Source organism: Mesorhizobium sp. WSM3873, from assembly GCF_001672445.1.
Lineage (GTDB): Bacteria > Pseudomonadota > Alphaproteobacteria > Rhizobiales > Rhizobiaceae > Mesorhizobium.
In genome coordinates this window covers 61,492-87,059 of the sequence record NZ_LYTM01000014.1, presented here as the reverse complement: position 1 = coordinate 87,059, position 25,568 = coordinate 61,492, and the positions used below count along the sequence as shown (strand labels likewise).

At 60.4% G+C, this 25,568-nt stretch carries 20 protein-coding genes and 3 pseudogenes; 5 read left to right on the top strand and 18 right to left on the bottom strand.

Annotation, left to right across the window (positions count from 1 at the left end; translation table 11 throughout):
• Positions 1 to 13: 13 nt before the first annotated feature.
• Together A9K71_RS12585 and A9K71_RS12580 are read right to left on the bottom strand one after the other, a co-directional pair.
• Positions 14 to 433, bottom strand: a complete 420-nt coding sequence (locus A9K71_RS12585) for a DUF2958 domain-containing protein (RefSeq protein WP_066995510.1) — start codon at positions 431 to 433, stop codon at positions 14 to 16.
• A gap of 143 nt (positions 434 to 576) precedes the next feature.
• Entirely contained in the window at positions 577 to 1,539 is a 963-nt protein-coding gene (locus A9K71_RS12580) for a zincin-like metallopeptidase domain-containing protein (protein ID WP_066995507.1), read from the bottom strand.
• Positions 1,540 to 2,918: 1,379 nt separating this feature from the next.
• Here A9K71_RS12580 and A9K71_RS12575 point away from each other — a divergent pair.
• Positions 2,919 to 5,744, top strand: a complete 2,826-nt coding sequence (locus tag A9K71_RS12575) for a molybdopterin cofactor-binding domain-containing protein (protein ID WP_066995613.1) — start codon at positions 2,919 to 2,921, stop codon at positions 5,742 to 5,744.
• Positions 5,745 to 5,767: 23 nt separating this feature from the next.
• Positions 5,768 to 6,286, top strand: coding sequence for a (2Fe-2S)-binding protein (locus A9K71_RS12570; protein ID WP_066995504.1), 519 nt, complete (start codon positions 5,768 to 5,770; stop codon positions 6,284 to 6,286).
• 422 nt (positions 6,287 to 6,708) lie between these two features.
• Here the strand turns inward: A9K71_RS12570 and A9K71_RS12565 are convergent, their stop codons facing one another.
• The 5 genes from A9K71_RS12565 to A9K71_RS32890 form a co-directional block, all read right to left on the bottom strand.
• Entirely contained in the window at positions 6,709 to 7,797 is a 1,089-nt protein-coding gene (locus tag A9K71_RS12565; RefSeq protein WP_156319987.1) for a low specificity L-threonine aldolase, read from the bottom strand.
• Between the two features lie 71 nt (positions 7,798 to 7,868).
• Positions 7,869 to 8,744, bottom strand: a complete 876-nt coding sequence (locus A9K71_RS12560; protein ID WP_066995501.1) for an AraC family transcriptional regulator — start codon at positions 8,742 to 8,744, stop codon at positions 7,869 to 7,871.
• Between the two features lie 875 nt (positions 8,745 to 9,619).
• Positions 9,620 to 10,525: a LysR family transcriptional regulator gene (locus A9K71_RS12555; RefSeq protein ID WP_066995498.1), complete on the bottom strand. Its 906-nt coding sequence runs from the start codon at positions 10,523 to 10,525 to the stop codon at positions 9,620 to 9,622.
• A gap of 119 nt (positions 10,526 to 10,644) precedes the next feature.
• Entirely contained in the window at positions 10,645 to 11,049 is a 405-nt protein-coding gene (locus A9K71_RS30300; RefSeq protein WP_280940550.1) for a hypothetical protein, read from the bottom strand.
• A gap of 17 nt (positions 11,050 to 11,066) precedes the next feature.
• A complete protein-coding gene (locus A9K71_RS32890) occupies positions 11,067 to 11,210 on the bottom strand; it encodes a hypothetical protein (protein ID WP_280940549.1) in 144 nt (47 codons plus the stop codon).
• A gap of 123 nt (positions 11,211 to 11,333) precedes the next feature.
• Between A9K71_RS32890 and A9K71_RS12545 the strand changes: the two genes are divergently transcribed.
• Complete coding sequence (locus tag A9K71_RS12545) at positions 11,334 to 12,281, top strand: LysR family transcriptional regulator (protein ID WP_066995491.1); 948 nt, start codon at positions 11,334 to 11,336, stop codon at positions 12,279 to 12,281.
• 14 nt (positions 12,282 to 12,295) lie between these two features.
• On the opposite strand, the gene A9K71_RS12540 is transcribed toward A9K71_RS12545, so the two are convergent.
• From A9K71_RS12540 to A9K71_RS32530, 3 genes are all read right to left on the bottom strand, one after another.
• Entirely contained in the window at positions 12,296 to 13,108 is an 813-nt protein-coding gene (locus A9K71_RS12540; RefSeq protein ID WP_066995488.1) for a TIM barrel protein, read from the bottom strand.
• 811 nt (positions 13,109 to 13,919) lie between these two features.
• A complete protein-coding gene (gene nodB / locus A9K71_RS12535) occupies positions 13,920 to 14,579 on the bottom strand; it encodes a chitooligosaccharide deacetylase NodB (RefSeq protein ID WP_066995485.1) in 660 nt (219 codons plus the stop codon).
• Positions 14,576 to 14,917, bottom strand: coding sequence for a hypothetical protein (locus A9K71_RS32530; protein ID WP_245299604.1), 342 nt, complete (start codon positions 14,915 to 14,917; stop codon positions 14,576 to 14,578). Before A9K71_RS32530 ends, nodB begins: the two co-directional genes overlap by 4 nt.
• Before the next feature lie 490 nt (positions 14,918 to 15,407).
• Between A9K71_RS32530 and A9K71_RS32525 the strand changes: the two are divergent.
• Positions 15,408 to 15,577 (top strand): annotated as a pseudogene (locus A9K71_RS32525) (LysR family transcriptional regulator); the annotation flags it as partial.
• Positions 15,578 to 15,593: 16 nt separating this feature from the next.
• Here A9K71_RS32525 and A9K71_RS12530 read toward each other — a convergent pair.
• From A9K71_RS12530 to A9K71_RS12500, 7 genes are all read right to left on the bottom strand, one after another.
• Positions 15,594 to 17,063: a PLP-dependent aminotransferase family protein gene (locus A9K71_RS12530; RefSeq protein ID WP_066995481.1), complete on the bottom strand. Its 1,470-nt coding sequence runs from the start codon at positions 17,061 to 17,063 to the stop codon at positions 15,594 to 15,596.
• Positions 17,064 to 18,036: 973 nt separating this feature from the next.
• Positions 18,037 to 20,076 carry a carbamoyltransferase gene (locus A9K71_RS12520; protein ID WP_066995610.1) on the bottom strand — a complete coding sequence of 680 codons (2,040 nt, stop codon included), beginning with the start codon at positions 20,074 to 20,076 and terminating at the stop codon, positions 18,037 to 18,039.
• Positions 20,077 to 20,350: 274 nt separating this feature from the next.
• Positions 20,351 to 21,139 (bottom strand): ABC transporter permease, encoded by a 789-nt coding sequence (locus A9K71_RS12515; RefSeq protein ID WP_066995475.1) that lies wholly within the window; start codon positions 21,137 to 21,139, stop codon positions 20,351 to 20,353.
• Positions 21,140 to 21,141: 2 nt separating this feature from the next.
• Positions 21,142 to 22,134: a nodulation factor ABC transporter ATP-binding protein NodI gene (gene nodI / locus A9K71_RS12510; RefSeq protein ID WP_082980490.1), complete on the bottom strand. Its 993-nt coding sequence runs from the start codon at positions 22,132 to 22,134 to the stop codon at positions 21,142 to 21,144.
• Positions 22,135 to 22,201: 67 nt separating this feature from the next.
• Positions 22,202 to 23,476 carry a chitooligosaccharide synthase NodC gene (gene nodC, locus A9K71_RS12505; protein WP_066995472.1) on the bottom strand — a complete coding sequence of 425 codons (1,275 nt, stop codon included), beginning with the start codon at positions 23,474 to 23,476 and terminating at the stop codon, positions 22,202 to 22,204.
• On the bottom strand, positions 23,473 to 23,607 hold the full coding sequence (locus tag A9K71_RS32885) for a hypothetical protein (protein WP_280940548.1): 135 nt from the start codon (positions 23,605 to 23,607) through the stop codon (positions 23,473 to 23,475). The genes nodC and A9K71_RS32885 overlap by 4 nt, the downstream gene beginning before the upstream one ends.
• Positions 23,604 to 24,197 carry a NodA family N-acyltransferase gene (locus A9K71_RS12500; protein ID WP_066995469.1) on the bottom strand — a complete coding sequence of 198 codons (594 nt, stop codon included), beginning with the start codon at positions 24,195 to 24,197 and terminating at the stop codon, positions 23,604 to 23,606. The genes A9K71_RS32885 and A9K71_RS12500 overlap by 4 nt, the downstream gene beginning before the upstream one ends.
• A gap of 392 nt (positions 24,198 to 24,589) precedes the next feature.
• Here A9K71_RS12500 and A9K71_RS30285 point away from each other — a divergent pair.
• Positions 24,590 to 24,983: pseudogene (locus tag A9K71_RS30285) on the top strand (transposase); the annotation flags it as partial.
• Positions 24,984 to 25,366: 383 nt separating this feature from the next.
• On the opposite strand, the pseudogene nifH reads toward A9K71_RS30285, so the two are convergent.
• Positions 25,367 to 25,542 (bottom strand): annotated as a pseudogene (gene nifH, locus A9K71_RS12490) (nitrogenase reductase); the annotation flags it as partial.
• Positions 25,543 to 25,568: the final 26 nt, after the last annotated feature.

Sequence of the window (25,568 nt, the reverse complement as noted above, 5' to 3'; positions counted from 1 at the left end):
ACGGTTTTCGCGCCTAGCGGCGCGTCTGTTCCGCCGTGTCAGGCGGAAGCTCGGGATGGGGTTTTGCAAGCGCATTTGCTGCCTGCCGCAGCAGCCGCTCGTCCTCGGTGATGCGGCAACACAGCCGAGCGGCCTCGGCGTAGACGGAGAGCGGAAACCGCGCCTGAAAAAAGAGGTCGCGCTCGATGCCGAGGCCAAGCCGGCCCTTGACGCTTTGCAGTTCGGCAAGGCTTACGCTGCCGAGTTCGGGAAAGCCGAAGCCGAGATCGCAAAGGCCGAACAGCGTGTCGCCGTCCGCATCGAGTTCGCTCAAGAGCCAGGTCGCGGGGCCGGTCGGATCGAACAGTTTTACGACCGGAAGATGGTCGGTTTCGGTGTCGGTTGCGCCATTGGCGAGCAGCCGGGCGTAAAGGTCGTCGGTGATCAGGATCATTGCGGAATTCCTTCAAAACGGTTGGGCTGATTGAGAGCGGTTTTTCTGAAACAGTCGGATACGAGCGGCCTCTGCGCCGAGCGCGGGCGCATCGGCGCGCCGTCAGAAGCGCAAGGCGGTCGCGCATGGCGATCGGAGCGCGCTCATGCGGCGATCTCGTCATGCGGCTTACCTTTGTCGTCGGCGTTGAGGCCAAGCAGCAAATCGGCGGCTTTGGAGGCTTGGCTGGCGGCGCGGAAAATGGCGCGGTTGTCCTGGCGCAGCACGCTAAGCCATGAGCCGATGTAGTCGGCATGGCGTACGGTCGGCTCGATGCCGAGAGAGCTGCAGACGAAGGCTGCGCAGATTTCGGCGACCAGTTCCTCGCGCGCATAGGCCTTCGAGCCGAAGGAGCCGGAAAGGTCGCGCGCAAGCCGGGTTGGATGGCCGGTCCAGTGGCCAAGCTCGTGGAAACAGGTGCGGTAATAGTCGATCTGGTGAAAGAAAGCGGGCTGCGGCGGCACCTGAATGAAGTCGCTGCCCGGCATGTAAAAAGCGCGATCGCCGCCGATCCTGAAATCCGCGCCGCAGTCGTGAATCAGCGCCTCGGCCTGCGGGATGGCCTGAAGCTCGGGCAGCGGTTCTGCGGCGGCATAGAGATGTTCCGGCAGGTCGTCGCATTGCGCGACATTGAAGACGGTGAAGCGCTTCAGAAAGGGCACGGCGTGCGGCTCATCGCCGTCGGCCCTGGCGCGTTCCATTTCGCCCTTTGGGACGAACCGGTCAGCATGCACTATTGTTGTGCCGTGCTCGCCCTTCCTGACATTGCCGCCAAGGGCAAGCGCCTGCCGGAAGGTCAGCCAGTTCTGGCTGGCATACCCGCGCTCGAAGACAGCGCCCCAAAGGATCAGGATGTTGATGCCGCAATAGCGGCGACCGGTGGCCGCGTTGCTGGGCAGGCCGAGGCCGGCCTTCGCACTGCCCCATGGCTTGACCCATGGCACAGTGCCGCGCTCCAGCTCGGCGATGATGCGATCTGTGATTTCCTGATAAAGGCTGGCGCCCGTGCGCCCGCCCCTGCCCGCGCCCGCCTCTCGGCTACCGGAACGCTTGTCTTTTGCACCCATCGTCTGGTCCTCCGCTCTTCAATCCCGCGCCCTCCCCGGAAGCGGGGTGGGCGGCGAAAGCGACCGGAAAGGCCCGACGTCCAAGGCGGACCGCATCCGAAGGACCGGAACGAAGAGGAGGACCCGAAGCGTCAAGCGAAGGGTTGCGGGACGCCGCGGCGGGCCTAGAAGGGAGTGCCGCCCACCGCGCGCCACTGGGGAAGGCCAGTACAAGAAACGACGCCGGCCCATGGGCCGGCGACCGTCAGCAGCCGAGAGGCTGCCCGGCGCCAGGGGGCGAAGCCGCAGGGCCGAGACCGCCTGAGCTTGCCGAAGAAAAGCGGGCTCGGTTCACGAGCACCCGGCGCGCGCCTTCAGGCGCGCGGGCGCTGAGCAGCGCCGATGGCGTCAAGTCGTCCGCTGCGAATTCGACGCCCTTGACGGCTTACTGGGACTTGCGGATTGTCGGCGAGTGGCGAAGCGGGGTCGTTGAGGAGTGGGGCGCGAGTTGGCCAGCCGCTCCCGGCCGTTCGCGGCGCGGGCAATGTTCATGCGTGAGCCGGGATTTGTGAGCAAGCCGTGAGCGTCATTGCAATCGCTATTGCGCGCAATTGCCCACATGGCCGGTAAATGGACTGATTTTCTGGTTTTCCAGATGGCGGTGGAAAGCCGCCATCACGCCAGATCTCTCGAGTAGGTCTGTCGGCTTTGCAACAAAGTCAGAGGTCCGACCGACATAGGGCGGCTCACAATGTTGTAATTGAAAGCTTTTTCCTTTGGCACGCTTCGTGCAACAGATGATTCTCGAAACGTTGCATGGAACTGCGACACACCGACATGAAAAATGACAGATATCATTTCGTGGGTCGCACTGCCGTTTTGGGTGGCGGCCAGACGTAGGAACAGATGGAAGCAGGCCAATATCATTGCGAGGTCGACCATACAAAGCGGCATTTCACGTCTTCGGGCTAACCCGATGCGGAGAGCAAGACAGAGCGTGTTTTCACGTGGGAAAGGCTGAGCCCCGGCTGGAGCGCGGTTCCAACGTTTAGTGCCGGCCGGCGGGGAAAAGGCAAGTCTTGGCTGCGAGAATAAGACCGGCCAGGAAGCGAAAAACTCGCAATGTCGATTCCGCGGGGCTGAAGAGCGACACACCACTGCGAGCCAGCCGGCTTGGCTCGACCGCATCGAACTCGACCATGTCCTCCGGAAGGACTCACAACGGAGGACAATGTTACCAAACCTTCGGATCCGAAGCAGAACCTACGCGCCTCAATGTTGTTATACAAAAGAATTCCTGTGATTTTGATGATCTGGTGGGACTGTTCTGTTTTTCAGCGACGCCGGAAGGCGAGCCGGCCGAGCGTGGGGTCGGGCTCTGGACCGTTCGGGAAGACGGCATGAACGGCAGGGTTTCGCGGCGCCAGTTCATAGCGGCGGCTGCCGGCGCGGGGATCTCGGTCAAGATCGGGTTTCTGGGTCGGCCTGCATCGAAGGCGCTCATTGCCAATCGGTCGGACGGTTCGCCGAGCTGGATCGGACCGGATGGTCGGCCGCGCTTCCGGATCGACGCGGTAGCCAAGGTCACCGGCGACAAGACTTTCACCCGCGATTTTCGCGCCCGCGACGTGGTCGGGTGGCCGCAGGAACAGAGCCATGCTTTCCTTATTCGTGGAACTCGGGCCAACGCTCCGTTCGACGGACTAGACCTCTCATTGCTCGGCGAGAATCTCAAACCCGACCGGCTCGTCCTCGGCGAAGACCTTGTCCGCGATGGCCTTGTGCCGCCGGAAACAGCGGCCGCGGGCTTTTACGGCGACATGTTCCTGGTGCCGAAGGGACGTACGCCGCGCCTGCTCGGCCAGCCCGTTGCGCTCTTGATCTACAAGGATTTCGCGCGGTTCGACGCGGCGAAGCGGCTGGTCCGTTTCGCCGATGGCGTGGTGCGCTGGGGCGCGGTCGGCGGCTACGACACGCCGCCGCATTACGGCGCCGGCCGTGTCGTGCGCATGGTCGGCGCGGTATCGGACGATCCCGACAATTATGCCCCGCTCGAAAAAGGCACGACGATGTATGGCGATTTCGACGCAGACCAGGTCGTCTGGCCGAAGCCGGATCAGAGCGGTGATGCCGAGGCCCGTGCCATGTGGGCGGCTGGCGAGATCGAGCGCGAGATCGCGGCTACCGGCGACGATGCGTTGGTCCTGAAGCGAAGCTATTTCTCGCAGTCGACCGACGCCTCCTCGATGGAAGCCGACAACGGCAATATCTGGTTCGAGCCGGGCAGTTCGACGCTGCATGCAATCATCGCGACTCAATCGCCTTACGAGGTGGCGAACTCGACGCTGGAAATGCTGTCGAAATCGCGGTTCGCAGTGAAGGCGCTCGACCTTTCGATCGGCTATACGGTTGGGTACGGCACCAAGAATCATTCGATCTTCCCTTACTACGCCGTCCTGGCAGGCCTCTACGGCGACGGGCGGCCGGTGCGCCTTGCCAACGATCGGTTCGAGCAGTTCCAGATGGGGCTGAAGCGCCATGCCTTCTGGATGGAGAACACGCTCGTCGTCGATCGCTCCACGCACGCCTTTCGCATCATGAAGGGGAGCTATCGCACGGACGCCGGCGGGCGGCGCAATGTCTCACCCGATGTCGGCAATGTCGGGGCCAGCGCGGCGCGCAATATCTACTACCTGCCGAAGAGCGATTTCTCGGTCGAGGTCCGCGCCTCGCGCGCCGTTGACGCCGGCTCGACGCGTGGATACGGCGCGCTGCAGACCATGGCGGCGACCGAGATGATGGTCGACGAGGCTGCCGAACTGCTCGGCATCGATCCGATCGAGCTTCGCCTCAAGAATGCGTTCAAGGCCGGCATGAAGAACGCGCAGGGCGCCATTCCCGGCGGGGCCCTGAGGACGGAGGAAATCCTGGAGCGCGCCCGTGCCCATTCGCTCTGGAAGGATCGCGCCGCCAAGAAAACAGCGTTCGACACCGCCAATCGGGGCAAGCGCTATGGCGTGGGTTTCGCGCAGGTGCAGAAGGATTACGGAACCAGAGCCGACGCAGCGGTGACCACACTGTCGCTGGATCCGAACGGTCGGTTGACGATGCGGCAGAACGGCAACGATATCGGCACGGGCCTGACCACGTCGCAGGCGGTCGTGGTCGCCGACATCATCGGCCGGGTGCCGGACGAATGTGCCTTCGGCGTCGTCGACTGGCCGGAAATGCCGCTCGTTTCTACCGAGAAGCCCTATACGACGCCACAGGAGGAGGAGGATGCGCTGGCGCAGAACCCGCGCTGGACGCCCTCATTCATTTCACCGATGAGCGCCTCCAGCAGCGCCTATTTCGTCGGCCACGCAACGCGGACGGCAGCTCGCGCACTGCTGCGCCTGTCGCTCTGGCCGGCGGCATTCGCGCTCTGGTCGAGCGGGCCGGGTGGCGGGCAGGCGCAGCCGCGCGCGAACGATATCGCCGATGCGCGAGTTGTCGACGGCAAATTGACGGCAGATGGAATGGAGCCGCTCGGACTGGATCAGCTCGCGGCAGTGGCGCACAAGCTCGGCCTGGTCACCGGGGTCAGCATTCATGTCTTTAACCGCTGGCAATGGGCGGAGGCGGTGTTTGACGTGCCGAATGTTGGTGTGCTGCGGCTGCCCGCCGATGCACTGTCGGTGCGTTATGGCCAAGGGGCGCCGGCTGAATTGCCTTCGGACGGCTTCCATTTCCTCGCCCGGCGCCGGGTCTTCTATCCGCCGGTGCAGCGACTGAACGCCGCCGTCACCTATAGCGGGATGGCGACGATCGCAGAGGTCGCCGTCGACACCGCCTCGGGCGAGGTGAAGCTCCTGTCACATCATTCGATCCTCGATTGTGGCACTCAGGTCGTACCGGAACTCGTCTCCGGCCAGATCCAGGGCGGCCTGGCGATGGGAGTCGGCCATGCCTTGCTCGAGGAGTTGCCGCTCTATGAGGACGGCCCCGGCGACGGCACCTGGAACTGGAACCGCTATCGCCTGCCGCAAGCAACCGATGTCGCGGTCTGGACGCAGACGTCGGAGGTGCTGCCGCCACTTTCCGAAGCCGATCCGCCGAAGGGCATGGCCGAGGTCGTGATGATCGCGATCGTTCCGGCGATTGCCAACGCCGTAAACCATGCCATCGGTAAGCGCTTCTATCAGACACCGATCACGCCAGAGAAGATCCTGGAGGCCCTGCCGTGAGCCTCGCCACGCGACCACTCTCCATGATTGTCAACAATCGCAACATCGGCCCGGTCGATGTGCCGGACGATCTGATGATGATCGACTTCCTGCACGAATATCTGAACCTTACAGGCACGCGGCTCGGCTGCGGCGAAGGCATGTGCCACGCCTGCGCGATCATTCTCGATGGGCCGGACGGAAGTTCCCGCGAGATGCGGACCTGCATCACCGGCGCGCATTTCTTCGAGGGAAAGTCCGTCCGCACCATCGAAGCGCATGCCGAACGCGACGCGAATGGCGATGTCATCCGGCTTTCCGCGATTCAGCAGGCCTTTGTCGAACATTTTTCGTTCCAGTGCGGCTATTGCACGCCGGGTTTTGTCACTGGTGCAACCGTGCTGGTTGAGCATCTCAAAGAGAAGCCGGTCCGCAGGGCCGATGTTGAACGCACGATCGAGCAGGCGCTTGCGCAGCACATTTGTCGTTGCACCGGTTACGTGCGTTATTATGAGGCGGTTCGTGACGTGATCCTGAGCACGCCGGGACTGGTAAGGGGCTGAGTTCCGGCGATGAGGCGCGCCTGGCGATTTCGCCTGCGGCATTTTCTCCTTCTCTTGCAGCCCTGGCCGTGTTCCTCGGCCTGTTCGAAACGAGCGCCGTCGCTGCGGTAACGAACAAACGGTAGTTGACAAGCCGCTGTCCGTCGCTGAGATGCAAAGATTGGCGCCGCCGGGTCCCTGTTCACATTTTGATGCTGGGGTCGAAATCCTCGCCATATTGCGCAGTAGGTTCGCGTGGAACGAAACCGATCGTCTCGGCGTGATCGAGGAATTCCGAATGCGCCGACTTGCTGATTCGATAGCCGCGACAACGGACTGATATTTTCCAGTGGCCTTCGCGAGGTCCGCTTGGCTGAGAGACCGTTTGAAAACGCCTTGAACGGTCGGCGACGCGCGGCGAGAGTGCTTGACGGTCTCCACACTCATTCGGCGCCAGCCCGAACACGAGCCGAGCCGATCGGTGCGCAGAGGCTGGTCGCCGCGCCGATCAAGTCGGACACGTCGGCCACGGTCGTCGCGAAAGAGGTGACGAACCTCACGATTCCCGACTCCCAGCGATCATGGTAGAAGCGGAATCCCATGTCGAGAAGCCCCCGGATAAGGGGCATGGGAAGCCGGCAGAACAGTATATTGGCGTCGGGACGCTGCTGGATCTTCACAGCCGGCACGGGGGCCAACCCCTGCGCGAGCGCCGACGCCATCGCATTGGCATGGGCCGCGTTGCGAAGCCAGACACCGTCTCTCAGATAACCGTCCATTTGCGCCGCCATGAAGCGCATCTTGGAACTCAACTGGCCGGCGCGCTTTCGCCGAAAGGCGATCGTGCTCGCGAGATCCCTGCGGAACGAGACGACCGCATCGACCCCAAGGGTTCCATTCTTCGTAGCGCCAAACGACAAAAGGTCGACGCCGGCCTTCCACGTCATCTCAGCCGGCGAACAGCCGAGAGTGACGAGAGCATTGGCGAAGCGGGCACCGTCCATGTGGAGCGGCAGGTTCGCCGACCGGCAGATATGGCCGATCGCCTTGATTTCATCGAGCGCGTAGACCGATCCGACCTCGGTCGCCTGCGTGATGCTGACGCTGGAGGGCTGGACCGAGTGGACGTCGCCCACCATGCGCGTCGTATTGGCCGCCAAGGCATCGATGTCGATTTTGCCGGCCTCACCCGGGAGCTTCACCAACTTTGCTCCCGCAGTATAGAACTCCGGCGCGCCGCACTCGTCGCGGTTGACGTGTGCGTCGGCGTGCGAGAGGATGCTGCCCCATGGCGGCGTAATCGCCGCGAGCGCCAGCGCGTTCGCCGCCGACCCCGTCGAGACGAGGAACACGTCGACCTCATGCTCGAACACCTCGGCGAGCTGGCGCTCGACGGTGTGCGTCAGTTCATCGTTGCCGTAGGGAAGCGCCTGACCCGAAGCGCATGCCGTGATGGCTGCGATCACCTCGGGGGGCGCCGGCGATGTTGTCGCTGGTGAAGCCGCGGGGCGGGTTTGCTTGCCGTCGTTCATGGTCCTGACGCTCGTTTGATCCATTGAGCGTCCAAGTTAGACGGTTCGCCGAGCGCCTTATTGAACGATATTCAAGCCGAGAGGTAACGTGCCGGCGTCACCCCCAGCACGGCCTTGAAGTGTCGGGTCAGGTGGCTCTGGTCTGCGAACCCGACCGCGACAGCAACCTCGGCGACGTTCTGACCTCGCCTCAGCAGCCGCCGCGCCTTGTCGATACGGACCTGGATCAGGTAGCGGGTGGGGGGCACCCCGAAATGCGCCTTGAAGCCATCGATCAGCGTCGTCTTGGAGCATCCCGCAAGGGCCGCGAGGGCGGCGAGTTGGAGGACTTCGTCGGAGTGGGCATGGATGAAGTCGCGCACGTCGCGCAACCTCGGTGGCAAGAATTTTCGCTCAGCAACGCGCGGCCTGCCGACTTGTGCGAAAACGTGGGGCAGAAAACGGATCAGATGCTCCTCGATCTCCAGTGCCGAGCTATGCTCATGTTCTAGCAGGCGCCAAAGCGCGCTGAGGCCGTGCGCAACTGCGGCATTCTCCTGGAACGGGCTCTTGAAGTCGATCGTTCCGGGTCCGGTTTGGCCGCTGTGGCCAAGGACTTGCCGGATAAGGCCGTCGGGCAGGTAGAAGATCTTCTGGCTCCAGCCAAGGTCGTGACCAGAACCCCCGAAATGCGGTTCGCCGGGCGCGAAGGTCGCGATGGTGCCGCCGCCGGCATGCCACGTCTCACCCCGGCACCAGACATCGTGGACGCCCCGCTCGATCAGGCCAATCAGATACTCGCTGTGGACGTGCCTGGAGAAGTCTTGCCGGTAATAGTCCGCTGCCAAGTAATCAAGCCCGCCAAGGACATCGGAGTGCTTCATCACCGCACGATTGAGCGGCGGCCGACCTGGAAGTTCGGAACGGCCACGCGCCTTGTCCTCGCATTCGATGGCGGTATCGGCCACTTAGTGATCAATCCAGGTTGGTCATCATAATGATATCGCGTCCTCGTAGGGAATTTCAAACCGAAGCAGGCTCAATTGCCGCCCGAAGAGTGGGCTGCTGCAGTGCGGACAGCGGATTGGCGGGGTTGTTCGAGCGCGCTCAGAGACCGATTGAAAACGCCTTGAACGGTACGATCGGTCGTGATCCAAGCTTGGATGTGGACCCGAGCGACGCATGGCCGGATGGCCGATATCGAGAAGAAGACCAAGCGTCATCCCTTCGATATGACGGATGGGGAATGGTTGCTGATATAACCGTTCCTGCCGGGCGCGGCCAAGACAGGGCGGGCGGCTCGTGGGGACGGACCTGCGCGAAGTCTTGAACGCGATCCGCTACATGGGCCGATCGGGTGGCGGCTGTCGTAGGCTGCCAAAGGATTTCCCGCCCTGCAGACGGTCTACTGGTGGTTCCGCGGCTTCGTGCGCCGTCTCATGTTTCAGATGGGCACGGCGTCGACCACCTGCGGCCTCTCAGTCTCAGGACTGTCGCCGGCCCGATCAAGGTGCGCCAGTCGAGCTAAGCCGGGTGACGTCGAGCAAATGCATGCTGACCTCGCGCGGCGTGTTCGAACCGGAGCATTTTCTTACCGTCGCGATCGCCCTCCTCCCAACGTATGGACGCGCATCGCGCCGAAGCGTCCGCCATCGGATCAGTCGCCGCCTGAGAATGCCAGATGACGTGCTTTCCGACGACGACATCTCCGGCTCAAGGAAAGGGCCATCGATATTGCGCGCCGCAGCGTCACAACATATCGCGAAGCGATGAACATCCCCTCCTGCGTGCAATGCGGCAGGGAAAGGCAAAATCCAGAATTAGACCAGGAGCGCCCGCGACTTCACATGCGGGATGCCTCCTGCAACATTATCTGCCGCATCCAGGTGCTTGCCGGATCAGTGTTGTGAAGGGTGGGCCATTGGACGGCCTCGGTGAACGTGGGTAGTGGCCGCGGAAGTTCGATGATCCGCAGGGGGAAAGTCTTTTTGAAATGCTGAACCAGCCGGAACGGCATGGTCGCTATACGAGATGTGCCTGAGATCATCGGCGGGATCATGCTAAAGGCCTGAACGATGATCTCGACACGTCTCTTGAGGCCATGCTCAAGCAAAAACCGTTCCTCGATGGATGGCATCTGCGCACGGCCGCGTCTGAACGCAATGTGCTTCATCGACACGTACTTTTCGAATGTAAGCTGCTGTGGCAGCTGCTTGTTCGTGGGGCAGCCTACGCACACGAATGTCTCGTCGAACAGCGCCGCTCTTGGATGGGCGCTCGACATGAACAATTCCGGAAGGATCAGAAAATCGACGTCGCCGCGCCGGAGAAGCTCATCGGGGTCGTCGTCGAGCGGCAGCAATTCGAAGCTGACGGCGGGTGCTTCGCGTGCAACGCGCTCCACGACCTTTTCAAAAAACACGAGTGTGACGAAATCCGAAACCATGATCCGGAAGCGGCGATCGGATTGAGCCGGATTAAACGGCTCCCAAGAAATGATCGAGCACTGGATGTGCAGGAGTGCACCGCGAACTGCGGGAGCGAGTGTTTCCGCACGCGGGGTTAGAACACGTTCGCGGCCGCTCATCGTAAACAGTTCATCGTTGAAATAATCGCGCAGCCGGGCGACGGCCGCGCTCATGGCCGGCTGACTTAGGTTGATGCTGCTTGCCGCCGCCGTGAGATTGCGCTGGGTCAGCAGTGCGTCGAGCACGACGAGAAGGTTCAGATCAAGGCCTTTGAAACGCATGCCTCATCTGTCCGTAACGTGGTTGCTTGTCCGTGCCTCGATACTGGGCGCGAGCCGCGTCCCTTCGCTCCGACTGTTATTTGTTCAAGCATCAGACTCCAGCTCATCTGTTGCGGTTGCTACTTGCCGTTTCTAGGCACGGCCAGTGCGAGTTTCGATGCAAAGGATCGAAATTTGCGCGGATCGCGGCGTGGTATCGAGGGCCGACTGGCTGCAACCGAGCGGACAAAAATCCCAGTGCCTAATGGCAAACCTGGAGCGCAGTGGCGGTCCCGATCATGTGTGGCGACGCGAAGGCCTGGCACCATGGTAGCCAGGGCGTCTCTGCAGAACCTCTCAAGACGGTTCCGCAGCGCGTGCCGAACCGTGCCAAATGCGAATGGAATGCCAAGCTGCTGCTGCACCAGACCCATGACGCGGGTAGAATGGCTCATTCCGGGTCTCTCAAGATCCGGATGCACACTGTACAATCCGAGTTCGCCTACCAAGAAATCAACCTCGCCAACCGGGATGAAACGGCGCATCTGGTCCAAGCGAGCCGCTACGCTGTGCATATAGAGCCGATTGCGCGACGCTCCGGCCGTGCGCCGCCCGACCACCTGAAAGCCCCTGTCAGCCCATAGGCTTTTCGGAACAAGGCGGAGAGGTCGATATGATCGGCTATTTGCAAGTCATTTCCCAGCACAAGCTACAGAGCAGTGGCCTGATCGGGTGCATCTCAGGCGCGGTCATCTATGCAGCGTCCTGGAAGTTTGGTAAAATCGATAGTTTAGATCGCAAGCATCCACGCTATGGATAAACGAAGGCGATGCGCTTCAAAGGCCTTGATCTGAACCTTCTCGTCGTGCTCGACGCACTGCTGACCCAGCGCAATCTCACGGCGGCGGCAAGCAGCATCAACCTAAGTCAGCCGGCCATGAGCGCGGCCGTCGCCCGGCTGCGCGATTATTTCAACGATGAACTGTTTACGATGAGCGGCCGCGAACGTGTTCTAACCCCGCGTGCGGAAACACTCGCCCCCGCAGTTCGCGGTGCACTCCTGAAAATCCAGTGCTCGATCATTTCTTGGGAGCCGTTTAACCCGGCTCAGTCCGATCGCCGCTTCAGGATCATTCTTTCCGATTTCGCCACACTGGTGTTTTTTGAAAAGGTCGTGGAGCGTGTTGCACGCGAAGCACCCGCCGTCAGCTTCGAATTGCTGCCGCTGGACGACGACCCCGATGAGCTTCTCCGGCGCGGCGACGTCGATTTTCTGATCCTTCCGGAATTGTTCATGTCGAACGCCCATCCAAGAGCGGCGCTGTTCGACGACACGCTCGTCTGTGTAGGCTGCCCCACGAACAAGCAGCTGCCACAGCAGCTTACATTCGAGAGATACATGTCGATGAGGCACGTTGCGGTCAAGTTCGGGCGGACGATGAAGCCCTCCATCGAGGAACGGTTTTTTCTTGAGCATGGCCTCAAGAGACGTGTCGAGATCGTTGTTCAGGCCTTTAGCATGATCCCGCCGATGGTCTCGGGCACAGCGCGTATAGCGACCATGCCGTTCCGGCTGGTTCAGCATTTCAAAAAGACTTTCCCCCTGCGGATCATCGAACTTCCGCTGCCGCTTCCCGCCTTCACCGAGGCCGTCCAATGGCCCGCCCTTCACAACACTGATGCGGCAAGCATCTGGATGCGAGAGGTATTGTTACAGGAGGCGTCTCGAATGACTTCTCTGCAGGACGCCAAAAAGGGTGGTCGCAGGCACTCCTAATTTACCCCCGCGTCTCACGCCGCCACTCGCGTCAATAGCCCGTGTCGGACTAGATCAATGCTCGCGGCAAGTGCGCCCGCGAGGTCGTCCAGCGGGTCGACTGCGTCGACAGACGGTGCGAATGAGAACGGGCCCTCATAACCGCCATCAAGCAGCGCCCGGATCTGGCTGCCATTGTCGGAACCGACTAGGACGCGATCCGGGTAAATCCAGTGGATCGGATCGTTCACTCTTGAAATGTGCACGAGTCCGGTCAGGTCGCAGGAGAAGAACGGCTCCCCGGCGAGCGTATGATGAAACGTGTCGTGCACGAGGCGGAAGACGGACTGGCCATCAATGGCGGCAATGGCCTTAGCCGCTTCGTTCTTCGATCGAAGCGAGCAGGTTTGGAAGCCCAGCGGCTCGATGAGACCGATCAGGCCACGCGACTGGAGGATCTGCTTGAGCGCCTGCAAGGCGAGACGGAGATCGCCCCGGCGCTCGCCATGGGCGGGCCAGGAGCCGTCGTTGACCGGCACCAGCATGAGCGTCTTGGCTCCGCATGCCGCCGCATAATCGGCGAGCTTGCTCGCCTCGGCCTTGCGGGCGGGAGTCCACTCGTTGAAGCGCTGCAGGGCATTGATGGAAATAATTCCAACGCCTGCTTCGGCAGCGGCAGACCGGACGTCCGCCGCCGGCATGCCGCGTGCAATAGCATTGCTGTACGGTTGGCTGCGGATCTGGACATCGGTCAGGCCCTGGTCACGGGCAAAAGCGAAAAGTGCCCTCACGTCAAGTCCGGGTGTTGCCATATGATCGAGTGCAAAGCGGGGCGATGCTTGGCGCATGGGTTGGTTTTCCTTCCATCAAACGGGTGTCATTCCGGCTGACTTGGCTTCTACCGTGCGTTGATTCACGGGGGCCGAAATGGTGAGCATGAGGGAGGCGAGTCAGTCGACTCACGCTTTTCTCCCTGTGCTGCCGCACCCGCCGAGACAACGCCTGGATAGGTCCAATGACCGAACTGGCTCGCGGCCATCCATCTGCTTCCGCAAACTAACGACTAACTGCGCGGGGCTGCCTTCCTGGCCAGCGGCATCCATACGGCGGGTAGCGCGTCCCGGGGTTGATCCGCCGCCTCAGGGAAGCGTCGGGCGGCGCGATGATCGCGCTGGGCGTCGGCCCCGCTCTGGCGAAGCACCCTGCTGCCTGAACTTTGAATCCGATCGGTTGGGCATCCCTCCGTGTTGGCGGCGCGCAGGCACCCCTTGTGCTCGTCGCGGAAAGCGGGAGGGGTACACGGCGAAACTCCTTGTGTTAACAGTCACATACCGGCAATCTGGCCTGCTGAAAACAGCCAGTCAGAAGCGATCGACGTGGTCCAGTTTGTGCGCCGGATCATCTGACGATCAAGGAGCAGATCCACAGCGGTGTGCGAGTCGGAGGACGGCCTGGTCCTTCGCAGCCGAGCGGTTAGGCGAATCCCCGCATAACGGCAACGGCGGCTTAGTTTGTCATGAGGGAGTAGTCCGCGATCCCGGAGGGTCGCGCGATAAGCCTCCGGCAAGCCCTAATCTAAGGCGAAGTGAACCATATGGAAGCCTTCATAAGCTAGACCACTCGGTATTGGCTGGGAAAGCAGGCATAGGATCTCGCATTTCAGTGATGTTCTGGAAGCGAGCGAATTTCATATCCGCAGGCATCTAATGCCGGAATCAGACTGGACAGCGCCATAACGGTCTGGTGGCGCAGACTGGCTTGAGTGCTCCGTCTGGACTCGTCGGGAGGGCAGCCGTCATGCAAGAGCACGATAGCGCCGGGCCGAACCGAGGCTAGCACTGCATCGACGATCGCGTTGGTGCCGGGGCGCGACCAGTCTCTTGGGTCTATCGACCAATGAAGGGGCGCCAGCCCGGCGATCTCTGACGCAGTGAACACTTCTTCGCTCCAGGCGCCGTATGGTGCGCGAATGTAGCGGATGGAGGCCTGCGGGCATGCCCCCATGATGGCACGGTTCGCCTCAAATACCTCACGCTGCACTTCGCCCAAGCCGCATTTGGACAGATCTGGATGAGACATCGTGTGGTTGCCCACCTCATGTCCTTCTGCGATCATTCGCTGGATGAGATCCGGGTGCTCTGCGGCGTAGGCACCAATGACGAAGAAAGTCGCTGGCACCCCATTTTGCGCCAGCACATCGAGTATCTGTGGTGTGAAAAATGGATCGGGACCGTCGTCAAACGTCAGATAAACGCTCCGACGGCCGGTTCCATCAGCGCATTCACTCTGCACCTCCCATCTCCCATCAAGATGTTTCATAGCTCCAGATCCCGATGGCCAATTGTTGTACCGGTTGGCCATTCGCTCATCGGCCGCGCAATCGGCATGATCACGAGGAGCACGTCCTCCACACGCGAGGCGGCGGGTCGAGATACAGCACTTCTAAATGGGACCTTACGCGAACGTCGATACAATGGTCGCAGGGCCGTCTCTGCAGAACCGCTCAAATTGGTGCCGCAGCGGGTGCCGAACCGTGGTGAAAGCACTGGATGCATCATGCAGAATGAAAGATTGATTCCGAGTCTCTTGTGATGGCGGCGCACCGCGTACAATCCGAATCCGCCTCCCAAGAGATCAACGTCGCCAACCCTGATCACGGCGCAGTAGCCCAAGTGAGTCGTGACGCCCGGCGCGTCTTAGCCGTTAGCCCGAAGCCCCAGCCCAAGTTCGAACGCGGCGAATAGCTTTCCATTAAAGGATCAGTCCCTCGATGGGTTTTTTTCGGAAGAAGTCGGAGAGCTCGACATTTCGGCTACCTGGTTTCCCCAGCACAATCCCCACAGTCCTTGGGCGCCCTTGGGAAAACCTCAACTTGTTGTTGGTCCTTGAGGTAGGCGCCCACGCTACCTGAGGGAGCTTGTGGCGAAGAGCCGATGCGATGCAGCTGGCGCCGATCACCGACGAACCTGGTCGAAAAGCGGATCGGCTCGCTTGATGTTCGGCGCAGACCAGGAGGCACACACCAGAAAATGGTCCTCGGAGCCAACGCATATATCGACAATCCCTGTGGGGCTGCATCCTTGAATTCTTCCATGCGAGGTCCTTTCCAATCCGAAAAATCGATTGTTTCGATGACAAGCATCCACGTTGCGGATAGACCTTGATCTGAACCTCCTGGTCGTGGCGACACCGCCCGAGCGCAACCTCACGGGGCAAGCGGCATCAGCCCAAGTCAGCCGGCCATGAGCGCGGCCGTTGCCGGGCTGCACAATTCCTTCGACGATGAACTGTTTACGACGAAGACCCGCGAATGTGTCCCACCCGGTCAGCGTCTCAGAGTTGAGCGACGACGTCCCGCAGCATCTCGACGCCTTTTTCGATCTGCCGGATGCTCAAGGCGGAATAGCCCATGACAAGCCCGACGCGATCGGCCTCGCCTGCTCCCGACTGCCCATGATAAAGCGGCGAAATGGGGTGCAGACCCAGACCCGCGTATTGCGCGGCTTCGACCAAGGCCGTTTCACGCGATCGCGGCAGGTCGTTGAACCATATGACGACGTGCAGTCCAGCCTCTGCCCCCTGGACGGCGATCCTGTCTAGAAAACTCCGTTTCATGGTGGCCAGCAATACCTCCCGGCGCTCGCCGTTAAGGCGGCGCACACGGCGCACATGGTTTTCATAGCTGCCGCTCTCGATCAGAGAGGCCAATGACTCCTGCTCCGCCACCGGAGAATGCCGGTCGGCCAACTGCTTGGCGGTTTCGAAAACCTGCTGCAATTCCGCCGGGACGACGAGATAGCCGATGCGCAGCATCGGCGAGAGCGTCTTGGAGATGGTGCCGAGGTAGATGACGGCCCCATGATCTTCCAGGCTGTGCAGCGGGGGAACGGGGCTGATATCGTAGCGATATTCGCTGTCGTAGTCGTCCTCGATGACGTAGGCGCCCTCGTCCCGCGCCCATTCCAGAAGCTGATGCCGCCGCGCGACCGGCATGACGCCGCCAAGCGGAAACTGATGCGACGGCGTCGCATAGGCCAGCCGGGCCGCGATCCCCGCCAGCTGCTCCGTCTGCATGCCGTGCTCGTCAACCCCGACGGGAACGGGCGTGGCACCTGTACTGGCAAAGACCTGGCGTGCCATCCTGTAGCAGGGGTCCTCGATGACGAAGCTGTCGCCTGGGTCGAGCAGCAGGCGCGCGCACAGATCGAGCCCCTGCTGCGAACCATTGACGATGACGATCTGCTCAGGGTCGCAGCGCACAGTTCGGGCGCGCCAGAGATAGCCCTGAAGTGCCTGGCGGAGCCGGCGCGAACCGCACGGATGCTCATAGGCGAGACGTGCCGGCCGCTGCGCCATCGTCGCGTTCATCGCGCGCTTCCAAACCGGTGCCGGGAAATCTGAGGGCGCCAGGTCGCCATATCGGAAATCGATCTTCAGCGTGTTCGGCCGGTAATCCGGCCAGGGCGGGCTGCCACGCAGCCGTTCGCCATAGCTTGACAAGTGATCCGGGCCGGCCCGTTTTGGGGGACTGGCGGTTAGCTCATGTCCGAGCAGTGAGGATGCGACACGATGGCGTGCGCCTTGACGGACGTCGATGAAACCTTCCGCGGCCAGTTGCTCGTAGGCGACGGTGACTGTCGTTCGCGAGACTCCAAGTTCCTCGGCGAGACCACGGGAGGACGGCAGTTGGCTGCCGGTGTCGTATACGCCTCTGAGGATCTGCTCGCGAAGCGCTTGGTAGATCTGGCGCGCACCCATGCCGTACGAGCGGGTTGAGCCACCGGGACCTGGAGACTGGACCATTTCTTTTCCTGCCAACTGGACCAGTTTGCAGCTACTCTTCCCGAAAGCCAAGAGCACATCCGAAGCAGATGCCCACCGATCCACGACCGGCACAGTTTGCGAACGGCCAATTCGGCGACCCGCGCGCATTGCTGCGATCCGGCTGGCTTTTCCAGTGCCGTTCAACCATCCGTCTTCCTGAACTATTCTAGACCTACGGATTCGAAAGCGTTGCGGCGAATGAGGCCGCTGCCGCTTTGGCGGAAGGCTCTACGCGCGGGCAATCCAGCGACCGAGATCCTTGAAAATGCGGCTGGCCAATCTGGAAGGAGCCGAAGGCGGATTGGAAGGACAGCCCATCTTGTTATGGACCGCTCCAGTCCAGGTGGAGTCTATGATTGGGTTGGCCTAATCTCACTTACCCAGACAGGTCGCGAAATGCGGTCGCTTTTTGATGCTGGAGCCTCACAAGGACTATACCCCCGCTTTGATGAATGCCTGTACCAGGATTGGCGTCACGACGACCGTCGATCCCATTCAGCCTCCGAATGATCGCGCTGCCAAACCCGTCCAAGGCTCGCGTCGAAGGTGGGTTGTTTGACGGAGCCGGCAGTTGGAGCCGCGTCGAGCGGGTCATCGCCCCTGTCGAGGTCAGCGAATCAGGGGGTGGCCAAGGCTGTTGGATTCTTCAGGAGCATTGGAGGTTGAGGATAAAACCGAATTTGACCTTCGGACTTGCCCTCGCCGACGCTTCGAAGCGCACCATCGCCGCTGGGCTCCAGATCCGCGACATGCCTTGCGCGAGGTCGTGGTGAGCGCCAGGCCGAGGATGAAGTCGATATTGTTGGCGCGGCACCAGTCGATGACCTGCGGACTGCGATAAATGGCTGTCGGCCTGGATCAGGATCCGGGTGTTCGGCCATGCTCCGGATCCCCCGCACCAGCCGGCATGTCATATGAAGGTGCTTAGACAGACCCGTGTTTAGGTCAGCTGTTATCGGTCCTCCAGGCGTTGGGCATCAGTTTTGGGCACGCGAGCGGCTTGCGAGGGATGCATCCGAACGTGGCGCTGCTCCCACAATCGTCGCAGCTCTCCTGTAAGAGCCTCGCGCTGGGCTTGATCCAGCGAAATTGTGTCGAGGAGATCCGCGAGCACGGCTTCGCCTTCGATCCGCGTCAGCAGATCGAACAAGTCATGTGAAATACGCGCACCGTGACGGTGATCCGTTCGGATTTCGCAGACGGTCTCCTGGCGATCCTGCGCCGTGTATGCGCGGACTTTATGCAGGGATACATGAGGCGGCAATGAAACAGCGAGCGCGGTCCAATCCTGCAGCGCTGCGGCCCGTTTTTTGACGAGGTAAGGCCCGACCACAAGTCCATCCAGCTCTGTCGTCAGGAACGTGGCAATTGAGTCTGCAACTGAATCTACGATCGGCTCGGCATTGTTGTTAAAGGACGTGTTGAGCAGAATTGGGATGCCTGTCCGCTGCTTGAAGGCATTGATGACGTCCCAGTAGGCCGGACTGGCCTTGCGCGATACTGTCTGCAGCCGAGCCGTACCGTCGACATGCGTGATGGCGCCGAGCAAATCACGCTTGGACTCACGCACTCGAACTACGAAATTCATGAAGGGAAATTCGCACGCACTACCCGGGAGGTCGAAAAATTCGCGCGCATCCTCCTCCAACACTGATGGGGCGAACGGGCGATATCCTTCCCGCTTCTTGACCATAGCGTTGATCCGGTCCTTGTTTGAAGCGGGCCTGGGATCGGCAAGAATGCTGCGATTTCCGAGCGCTCGCGGCCCGAACTCCGAACGACCTTGCACCCAGCCGATCACGGCGCCACCGGCCATCCACTCGGCTGCCCTATCCGCCACTTCCTCAGTGCGTTCAAACTCCAGGTGCCCAGACCATGCCTTTAGTTCCTCTTCGACAGCGTGATCGCTCGCGAGATCCGGCCCCCAATAAACCTCCTGCAACCGCGCACGCGGCGCGGGGCGGCCCAGCTCGTTAGACACGATTAGTGCAGCGCCTAATGCGCACCCAGCGTCATGCGATGCGGGCTGCACGAAGATGTCTTCGAAAAGTCCTGAATAGAGCAGCTTGCCGTTCATGGAGCAATTGTGCGCAACTCCGCCGGCCAGGCACAACCGCGTCATCCCGGTGGCCTCACGATAATGCCGAAGAATGTGAAACACTATGCGTTCGAGCGCTTCCTGTAACGACGCACTCACATCCTTATGCTGCTGGGTGAATGGCATTCCTTTTTGCCGAACCTGAATGCTGCGGAGCAAAGTCGGACCGATGCGGTCCAGGTGGACGCGATACTCGCCATTTGCAGAGAGTTCATAGAACTGCTCGAAAAGCTCGCGATAGGGAACGGGATCGCCGTAGGGGGCAAGCCCCATTACCTTATATTCATCGAACAAGCCGTAGCCGAGATACCGGATTGTCTCGAGATAAAATTGCCCAAGGGAATTGTTCTCTGGGAAAGTCGCGAGTTGCGTAATGTCAGTACCAGATCCCATCGCCATAAGGCCCGACAGGAAATCACCAGAGCCATCAATCGCGAAAACCAGACTTTGCTCGAAGCCCGACATTGCAAATGCACTCACGGCGTGGGCCTGATGATGACTTACGAATGAGATACGCGAAGCGTCGAGCCCGGTGCCGAACTCCTGCGCCAACAGCTTCTGCACCAACACTTTAGCATCCAACGGAATGGAGGCGTCCGCCTGGGAAACACGCATGTTTTCAAGCATGGCATTCGAGTAGGCTTCGGTAGCGTAAAACGCTACACGATCGATTTCGCTGAGCTGAACTCCGGCGGCTGAAAGACAGTATTGAGCCGAACTAACTGGGAGCTTGTTGGAGTGTTTGATCCGATTGAGGCGCTCCTCTTCTACTGCCGCGATGACCTGTCCATCTCGGACGAGCACCGCAGCGCCATCGTGCATGAATGTGTTGGGAATCTGAAACCTGTTTTCATAGACTTTGTCTAATCCGCCGCTCAATCCTAGACACAGCATCTTGCTCTCCATTCATCGTACAGGAAGGCTAAATTGGCCTGCCTCAAGGCCGTTCGACCATAAACGCAGGCTGCGTTGTCGTTCGCGTCACGAACGCCAGTCAAACATCACCTACCTCAAAGAAACTCTCTTAGGACCACCGGGATCAACATGAGATCCTGTGCCCCAGGCGCCGGCGCATCACGCTGGATGTACCGAAAACCCTTCGCGGCACACACTGGCGATGCGTTCTATTGGCGTCCATAGTGCATGGTTTATCTCCTTCTCTTTCGCGTCAGCGCATCAATCGGCGGCGCAACAGCGCCATCGAGAGGAAGAATGGCAACAGCGCGTACAGGCCGAGCACGCCGATGTGCAGGGCGATGCCGCCGATCGGGCGATCAAGCATAACGGGACGAATGAGGTCGATCGCATGTGACAGCGGCGTGGATCGCGCTATCTTCTGAAACGCGTCTGGCAGCTGATTCAATGGGAAAACGGCGCCCGACAGGAACAGCATGGGTGTGAGGACAAGCGTCTGGTAAAATACGAAGTAATCGTAGCTGGGCGAAAGTGCGGTGACGACCATCGCGAGGCTGGCAAATACGCACCCTGTCAGAGCAATGAATGGCAGCGCATGAAGGACGGACGGCCAGGCTGCATAGCCCAACGCTGCAGTGACAATGGTAATTGCCGTACCGGCCAGGAAAGCCTTAGTGGCTGCCCACGCCAGTTCACCCAGAACGATGTCGCCGAGGGTAACGTGCGTATACAGCATGGCTTCCCATGTGCGTTGAGAATGCATGCGAGCGAAAGCCGCGTACAATGTTTCGAGGGTAGAGGCGGTCATCGCACTGACCGCGACCATGCCGGCCGCCAAAAAGGCGATATAGGACGAACCGTCGACGCGGCCGACCATTATGCCGAGGCCGGTGCCGAGGCCGAAAAGGTAGATCATTGGATCGGCGAGGTTACCGAGAATCGCCACGAATGCGACTTTCTTCCACGCCAGATAGTTGCGGCGCCACACCGCAACCCAGTTCCACGCATTGGCCGGCAGCACCGCCGCAAAACCTTCAATCATGTTCACTCCTCCATCTCGCGCCCGGTCAGCCGCAAGAAAACATCCTCGAGATTGGCTGGACGCAGTAGGAGGCGCAGACCTGCTCGGCCCTGCAGTTGCCTGCGCACCTTGTCAGGATCTGGCGCATAGCAATAAAGGGTTTCGCCGCTGACCTCGATGCGCTCCGAATGCGGCTTGACCAGCGAATGCAACTCGTGCGGATCACCGCCGTAGATCTCCATGACCTGGCATCCGATATGCTCGTCGATAAGCGCCTGCGGGCGGCCCTCCGCGATGTAGCGACCCTTTTCGAGGACGCACAGCCGATCGCATAATCGCTCAGCCTCTTCCATGAAATGCGTCGTCAGGATAATCGTCTTGCCGCGTGCCAACAGGGCGCGCAGCCGCTCCCAGATCAGGTGCCGCGCGTGCGGATCGAGGCCGGTGGTCGGCTCGTCCATCACAATGAGCTGCGGGTCATTGATCAACGCCCGCGCCATCGTCAGGCATCGCTTCATGCCGCCGGACAGTTCCGAGACGCGCGCGTCCGCCTTGCGCTCGAGGCGAGCGAATTCGAGAAGCGACGGGATGACCACTTCGCTCTGACGTGTGCTCATGCCGAAGTAGCGGCCGAACACCAGCAGGTTCTCGCGTACGGTGAATTCCTGGTCAAGATTGTCAAATTGCGGGACCACGCCAATGCCCCTACGTGCCAGCCGAGCGCGGGCCGGCACCGGGACGCCGAGCACGGTGATCGTGCCCGCGTCAGGGCATGTCATGCCGAGGAGCATCCGCGCAATCGTGCTCTTGCCCGCCCCGTTTGGTCCTAGGAGTCCGAAACACTCTCCCGATGCAACGGTGAACGACAGTTCGTCGACAACGACCTTGTTCCCATACGACTTGGTTACGCCGGCGAAATCGACTGCCACGGTCGACAGAGAGTCAGGCACGGAGCTTTTCGCGCTTGTCTGCCCGTGAAACTCCCGTTCGATCGGACCGGTCTCGGACCGCGGCAAATCCTCTAGGTCCAACCCTTGATCTTTCTGGTCTTGGCTCAAAACTCTTCCACCTGCGATCACGTGACTATTGCTGTTCTCTGTAAGTTGCGTCAGATCCGACCAAGTTGAGCTTTGGAATGGCGCCGCCGGTGTTTGGTACCTTTGCCGCAGAGCTTCGCGACAACCAATCGCTATTGCTCAATGTACACAGCGCGTATGCTTTCAATGGGAGCAAGAGAAAGATGTTGATGAGTGTGTGAAGCGAGAATCCGAGAAATCGAAGTTGGCGCGCACGAAACGCAGCCACGCTGCAGCGAATTACAGTCATGACCGCAATCGTCAGGCATGCCGTCCAAGGCACAGTACCTGTCGCTACGAATTGCGCGAGGCCCGCCAGGAGAGACAAAGAGAGCAATAATGGGCCAAGGTTCTGCCCAATGACGTCCAATGTGAGATAAATATTAAGGCCGCGCAGTAGTTGGAGCGCCAGCAATGTGTCACGGAACGTGCTCCGGGCCCAGCGAAGCTGTTGACGCAGATAGGGACCCATGCTGTTGGGAACGACTGTTGCCGCGACGGCCTCCGGGACATACTCTGTTCGAAAGCCTGCTTTCAGCATCAGGATCGTAAGGTGGCGGTCCTCACCGAAGTCGCTCGGCTTCCCTCGAAAGCGCTGCGTCTCGTACTGATCCAGCAGCGAAACAAGCGCGGATCGCCGGTACATGGCACACGGACCGCAGCAACACATGACGGCACCGAACTGAGCCTGCGCTGCCCGCTCTTCGTTGCAGGCGAGCCAGTATTCCATGTCAATCAACCGCGTCAGCCAAGTTTCACTGCGATTGCTAGCCGCCAACTGGCCCATGGCGGCACCGATCGCTTGATCTTGCATCTTTAGCGCAAGCCTTGTGATGACGTCCGGCGCAAGTATCGTGTCCGAATCTACATTGAGCACCAAATCTCCGCACGAGCGGCGAACCGCCGCAATCTGTGCCTTGCGCTTTCCGACATTCTTTGGGAGCGCAATGAAGTTGAACCTCGGGTCGCGCGTGTATTCCTCGTGTACACCTACGAGGGCATCGCGGTTTCCAGAACCGTCATCAACAACATAGACCTGCAGTTCTCCGGCATAGTCCTGACTTGCAATGGAAGCCAGGCAGTCCGCGAGGGTGCGAGGTGCCTCGTTGTAGCAGGGGATAATGACATCGACGCTCGGCCAAAGCTCACAGCCAGCCGGTTCGCCCGAGGTCGGCGGTACGTTTGCGGGCAACGTATAAAACACCTGCGCGGTTTTATAGATGGTCGACAGCAGCGCATAAGAGCAGACGGCAATAGTACTAGCTGAGGCGAATAGGCTCATGAGATGTCAGGCTTTTCAATGAATTTGAGAAAGCGAGCGGACAATAAATCCGCGGTCAATGCTGGATTCAGGCCGATCAATGCTATGGGTGGCGGGTCGCGCTGACCGATATCATTGCGGGTGTTCTTCATAGCTCTGGACCGTTCCGATCGATCAAGGTGCCGGCCGGCCACTCGCTGATTGAGCGTCCAATTGGGAGCACCATGACGAGTACGTCGTCGTCGACTCGCGTGGGAGGCAGATCGGGGTACAAGTCCGGGAGGGTTGAACGCACGCGAACGCCCGACAAAATGCTCCCCAAGCCTTTGCGGCAGAACCTGCCAACATGGTTCCGCAGCGCGTGCCGAACCGTGCCGAAAGCGAATGGAACGCCAAGCTGCTGCAGCACTGGATACATCGCGCTGATCGAACGGGCGATTCCTAGCCCCTCAAGATCCGGACGCACCCCGTAGAGACCGAGTTCAGCGACAAGCAGATCCGCGGCGCCAACTTTGATGTATCGGCGCAGCAGGCCCAAGTGAGCCGCTACCCCGTGCACATCATAGGAGATTGCGCGCACCTCCGGCCTTGCACCGGCCCAACTTCGACCGCCAGCGAATTGCTTTCCACTAAAGGCTCCGACAGGCTCGTAGGTCTTTCGGAAGAATTCAGAGAGTTCGAGGTGATCCGAAAGCCGCAACTCATTTTCCCAGCACAACCTCCACTGCACGTCAGAGCGCATGCGAAGACTTCCTCTTTTTCGGGTTCTTTTTTGGTGCCTCACGCGGTGGTGCAACGGCGGTGCACGTCATGTGGGCGGTCTATGAACGACCCGCTCGGATTGGTAAAATCGATTGTTTAGATCGCGAGCATCCACGCTATGGATGCTCAGCCCATGTGTTTCAAAAGCGCTGATCTGAACCTTTTCTGGTCGTGCTTGATGGGCCCATAATGCGACGGCACCGATGGCGGCTGTCGGTGACACAACCTGCCTCAAGAGCGGCCGCCAGCGGCATGTCTGCGCCTCGTGCAGAAGCGGCGATCAAGTGGAGGATGGACCCGACTGTTAGACGTCAGCAAACGCGAGCGACCGTTGACCTACGCTTCGCGACGCAGCTCTGGATGGAATCGAGAGCTCAATTGATGAGCGACGAGTGGAAAGCATTCATGGCCGTTGGTGAGAGCGTTGCCAAGCACGTGACACTGAAGCTTTCCAGTGGTGAGGATGTTCGTGACGCCGTCCACGTCAATTCGGTGGAGGGCTTCAACGCCCGTGTCCGCGGTCCCTTCGCTGGAGTCTTTCATCATATCGGCCCGGAGCAGCCGACCTGAGGAGATTGGCTTCCGATGGTCGCAGCGCGTGGTGTCTGGGAGCGCCGTTCGGAAAACCCGGCATGGTCGAGAAGTCTCGAGAACGATCTGGTCGCGCGTGGCGCCGGCGCTGCAACTGCTGACCGTCTTTCGCGCCGCCACGGGCCGTCAGATGCGCCGAAGCCCGGATGGAGGCATCATCATCAAATCAACCGTAGTAGCTGCATTGGTTTATAAAGATGGTTGCAACCAAGTTCGATTGTCGCGCCCTCAGCAAAGTAGAAGTGTCGCCAAGTCCTTTCAAAGGGCAGGGCACAACAAGTTAGAAATGGAGACAGTGACCCGCTTCCCTGGCTCCAGCATCAGCGCCCGATTGGGCGTCAGCTGGTCGGGGTTGCAGAGCCCGATCAGGTACGATCCAGTAGATCTCGGTCGGCTTAGCTTTGAGAGACGCGTGGCCCGCTTGAGCTACAACCCGACTTCCGTTGTCGTTTGAGCCTTCAGTTGATTGGAAATTCGTCCAGCACTCGACCGTCGAAGCCTACATTCGCGGGGGCTGGTCTCCTTCTCCGGTGTCAAGATTCATCCACCTATTTGCAACTCCCCTGCCTGTTTGGAGTCCGGCGCATACTGGATCCCTGACATCTTCCTGAGTTCGGCGTGCTGGATGATGTTGTCGCGAGGCACGAAGTGGATGAGCTTGGAATTGAGCCTGGATGCCAGTGCGTAGGCGAGTCGAGCTCGCGGTCGGTTTGACGCTCGTTGCAGATCAGTCCGCTCGACGCACGACATGCGGCTCGAC

What these genes read in the sequence shown, in the direction of transcription:
- A9K71_RS12575 (WP_066995613.1), top strand. Translation starts at nt 2,919, where the DNA reads ATGAACGGCAGGGTTTCGCGGCGCCAGTTCATAGCGGCGGCTGCCGGC.
- A9K71_RS12500 (WP_066995469.1), bottom strand. Translation starts at nt 24,197, where the DNA reads ATGCGCTCTGACGTGCAGTGGAGGTTGTGCTGGGAAAATGAGTTGCGG.
- A9K71_RS12565 (WP_156319987.1), bottom strand. Translation starts at nt 7,797, where the DNA reads ATGAACGACGGCAAGCAAACCCGCCCCGCGGCTTCACCAGCGACAACA.
- A9K71_RS12515 (WP_066995475.1), bottom strand. Translation starts at nt 21,139, where the DNA reads ATGATTGAAGGTTTTGCGGCGGTGCTGCCGGCCAATGCGTGGAACTGG.
- A9K71_RS12540 (WP_066995488.1), bottom strand. Translation starts at nt 13,108, where the DNA reads ATGCGCCAAGCATCGCCCCGCTTTGCACTCGATCATATGGCAACACCC.
- A9K71_RS12555 (WP_066995498.1), bottom strand. Translation starts at nt 10,525, where the DNA reads ATGCGTTTCAAAGGCCTTGATCTGAACCTTCTCGTCGTGCTCGACGCA.
- A9K71_RS12580 (WP_066995507.1), bottom strand. Translation starts at nt 1,539, where the DNA reads ATGGGTGCAAAAGACAAGCGTTCCGGTAGCCGAGAGGCGGGCGCGGGC.
- A9K71_RS30300 (WP_280940550.1), bottom strand. Translation starts at nt 11,049, where the DNA reads ATGCGCCGTTTCATCCCGGTTGGCGAGGTTGATTTCTTGGTAGGCGAA.
- nodB (WP_066995485.1), bottom strand. Translation starts at nt 14,579, where the DNA reads ATGAAACATCTTGATGGGAGATGGGAGGTGCAGAGTGAATGCGCTGAT.
- A9K71_RS12585 (WP_066995510.1), bottom strand. Translation starts at nt 433, where the DNA reads ATGATCCTGATCACCGACGACCTTTACGCCCGGCTGCTCGCCAATGGC.
- A9K71_RS12545 (WP_066995491.1), top strand. Translation starts at nt 11,334, where the DNA reads ATGCGCTTCAAAGGCCTTGATCTGAACCTTCTCGTCGTGCTCGACGCA.
- nodC (WP_066995472.1), bottom strand. Translation starts at nt 23,476, where the DNA reads ATGAGCCTATTCGCCTCAGCTAGTACTATTGCCGTCTGCTCTTATGCG.
- A9K71_RS32885 (WP_280940548.1), bottom strand. Translation starts at nt 23,607, where the DNA reads ATGAAGAACACCCGCAATGATATCGGTCAGCGCGACCCGCCACCCATA.
- A9K71_RS12570 (WP_066995504.1), top strand. Translation starts at nt 5,768, where the DNA reads ATGATTGTCAACAATCGCAACATCGGCCCGGTCGATGTGCCGGACGAT.
- A9K71_RS12520 (WP_066995610.1), bottom strand. Translation starts at nt 20,076, where the DNA reads ATGCTGTGTCTAGGATTGAGCGGCGGATTAGACAAAGTCTATGAAAAC.
- A9K71_RS12530 (WP_066995481.1), bottom strand. Translation starts at nt 17,063, where the DNA reads ATGGTCCAGTCTCCAGGTCCCGGTGGCTCAACCCGCTCGTACGGCATG.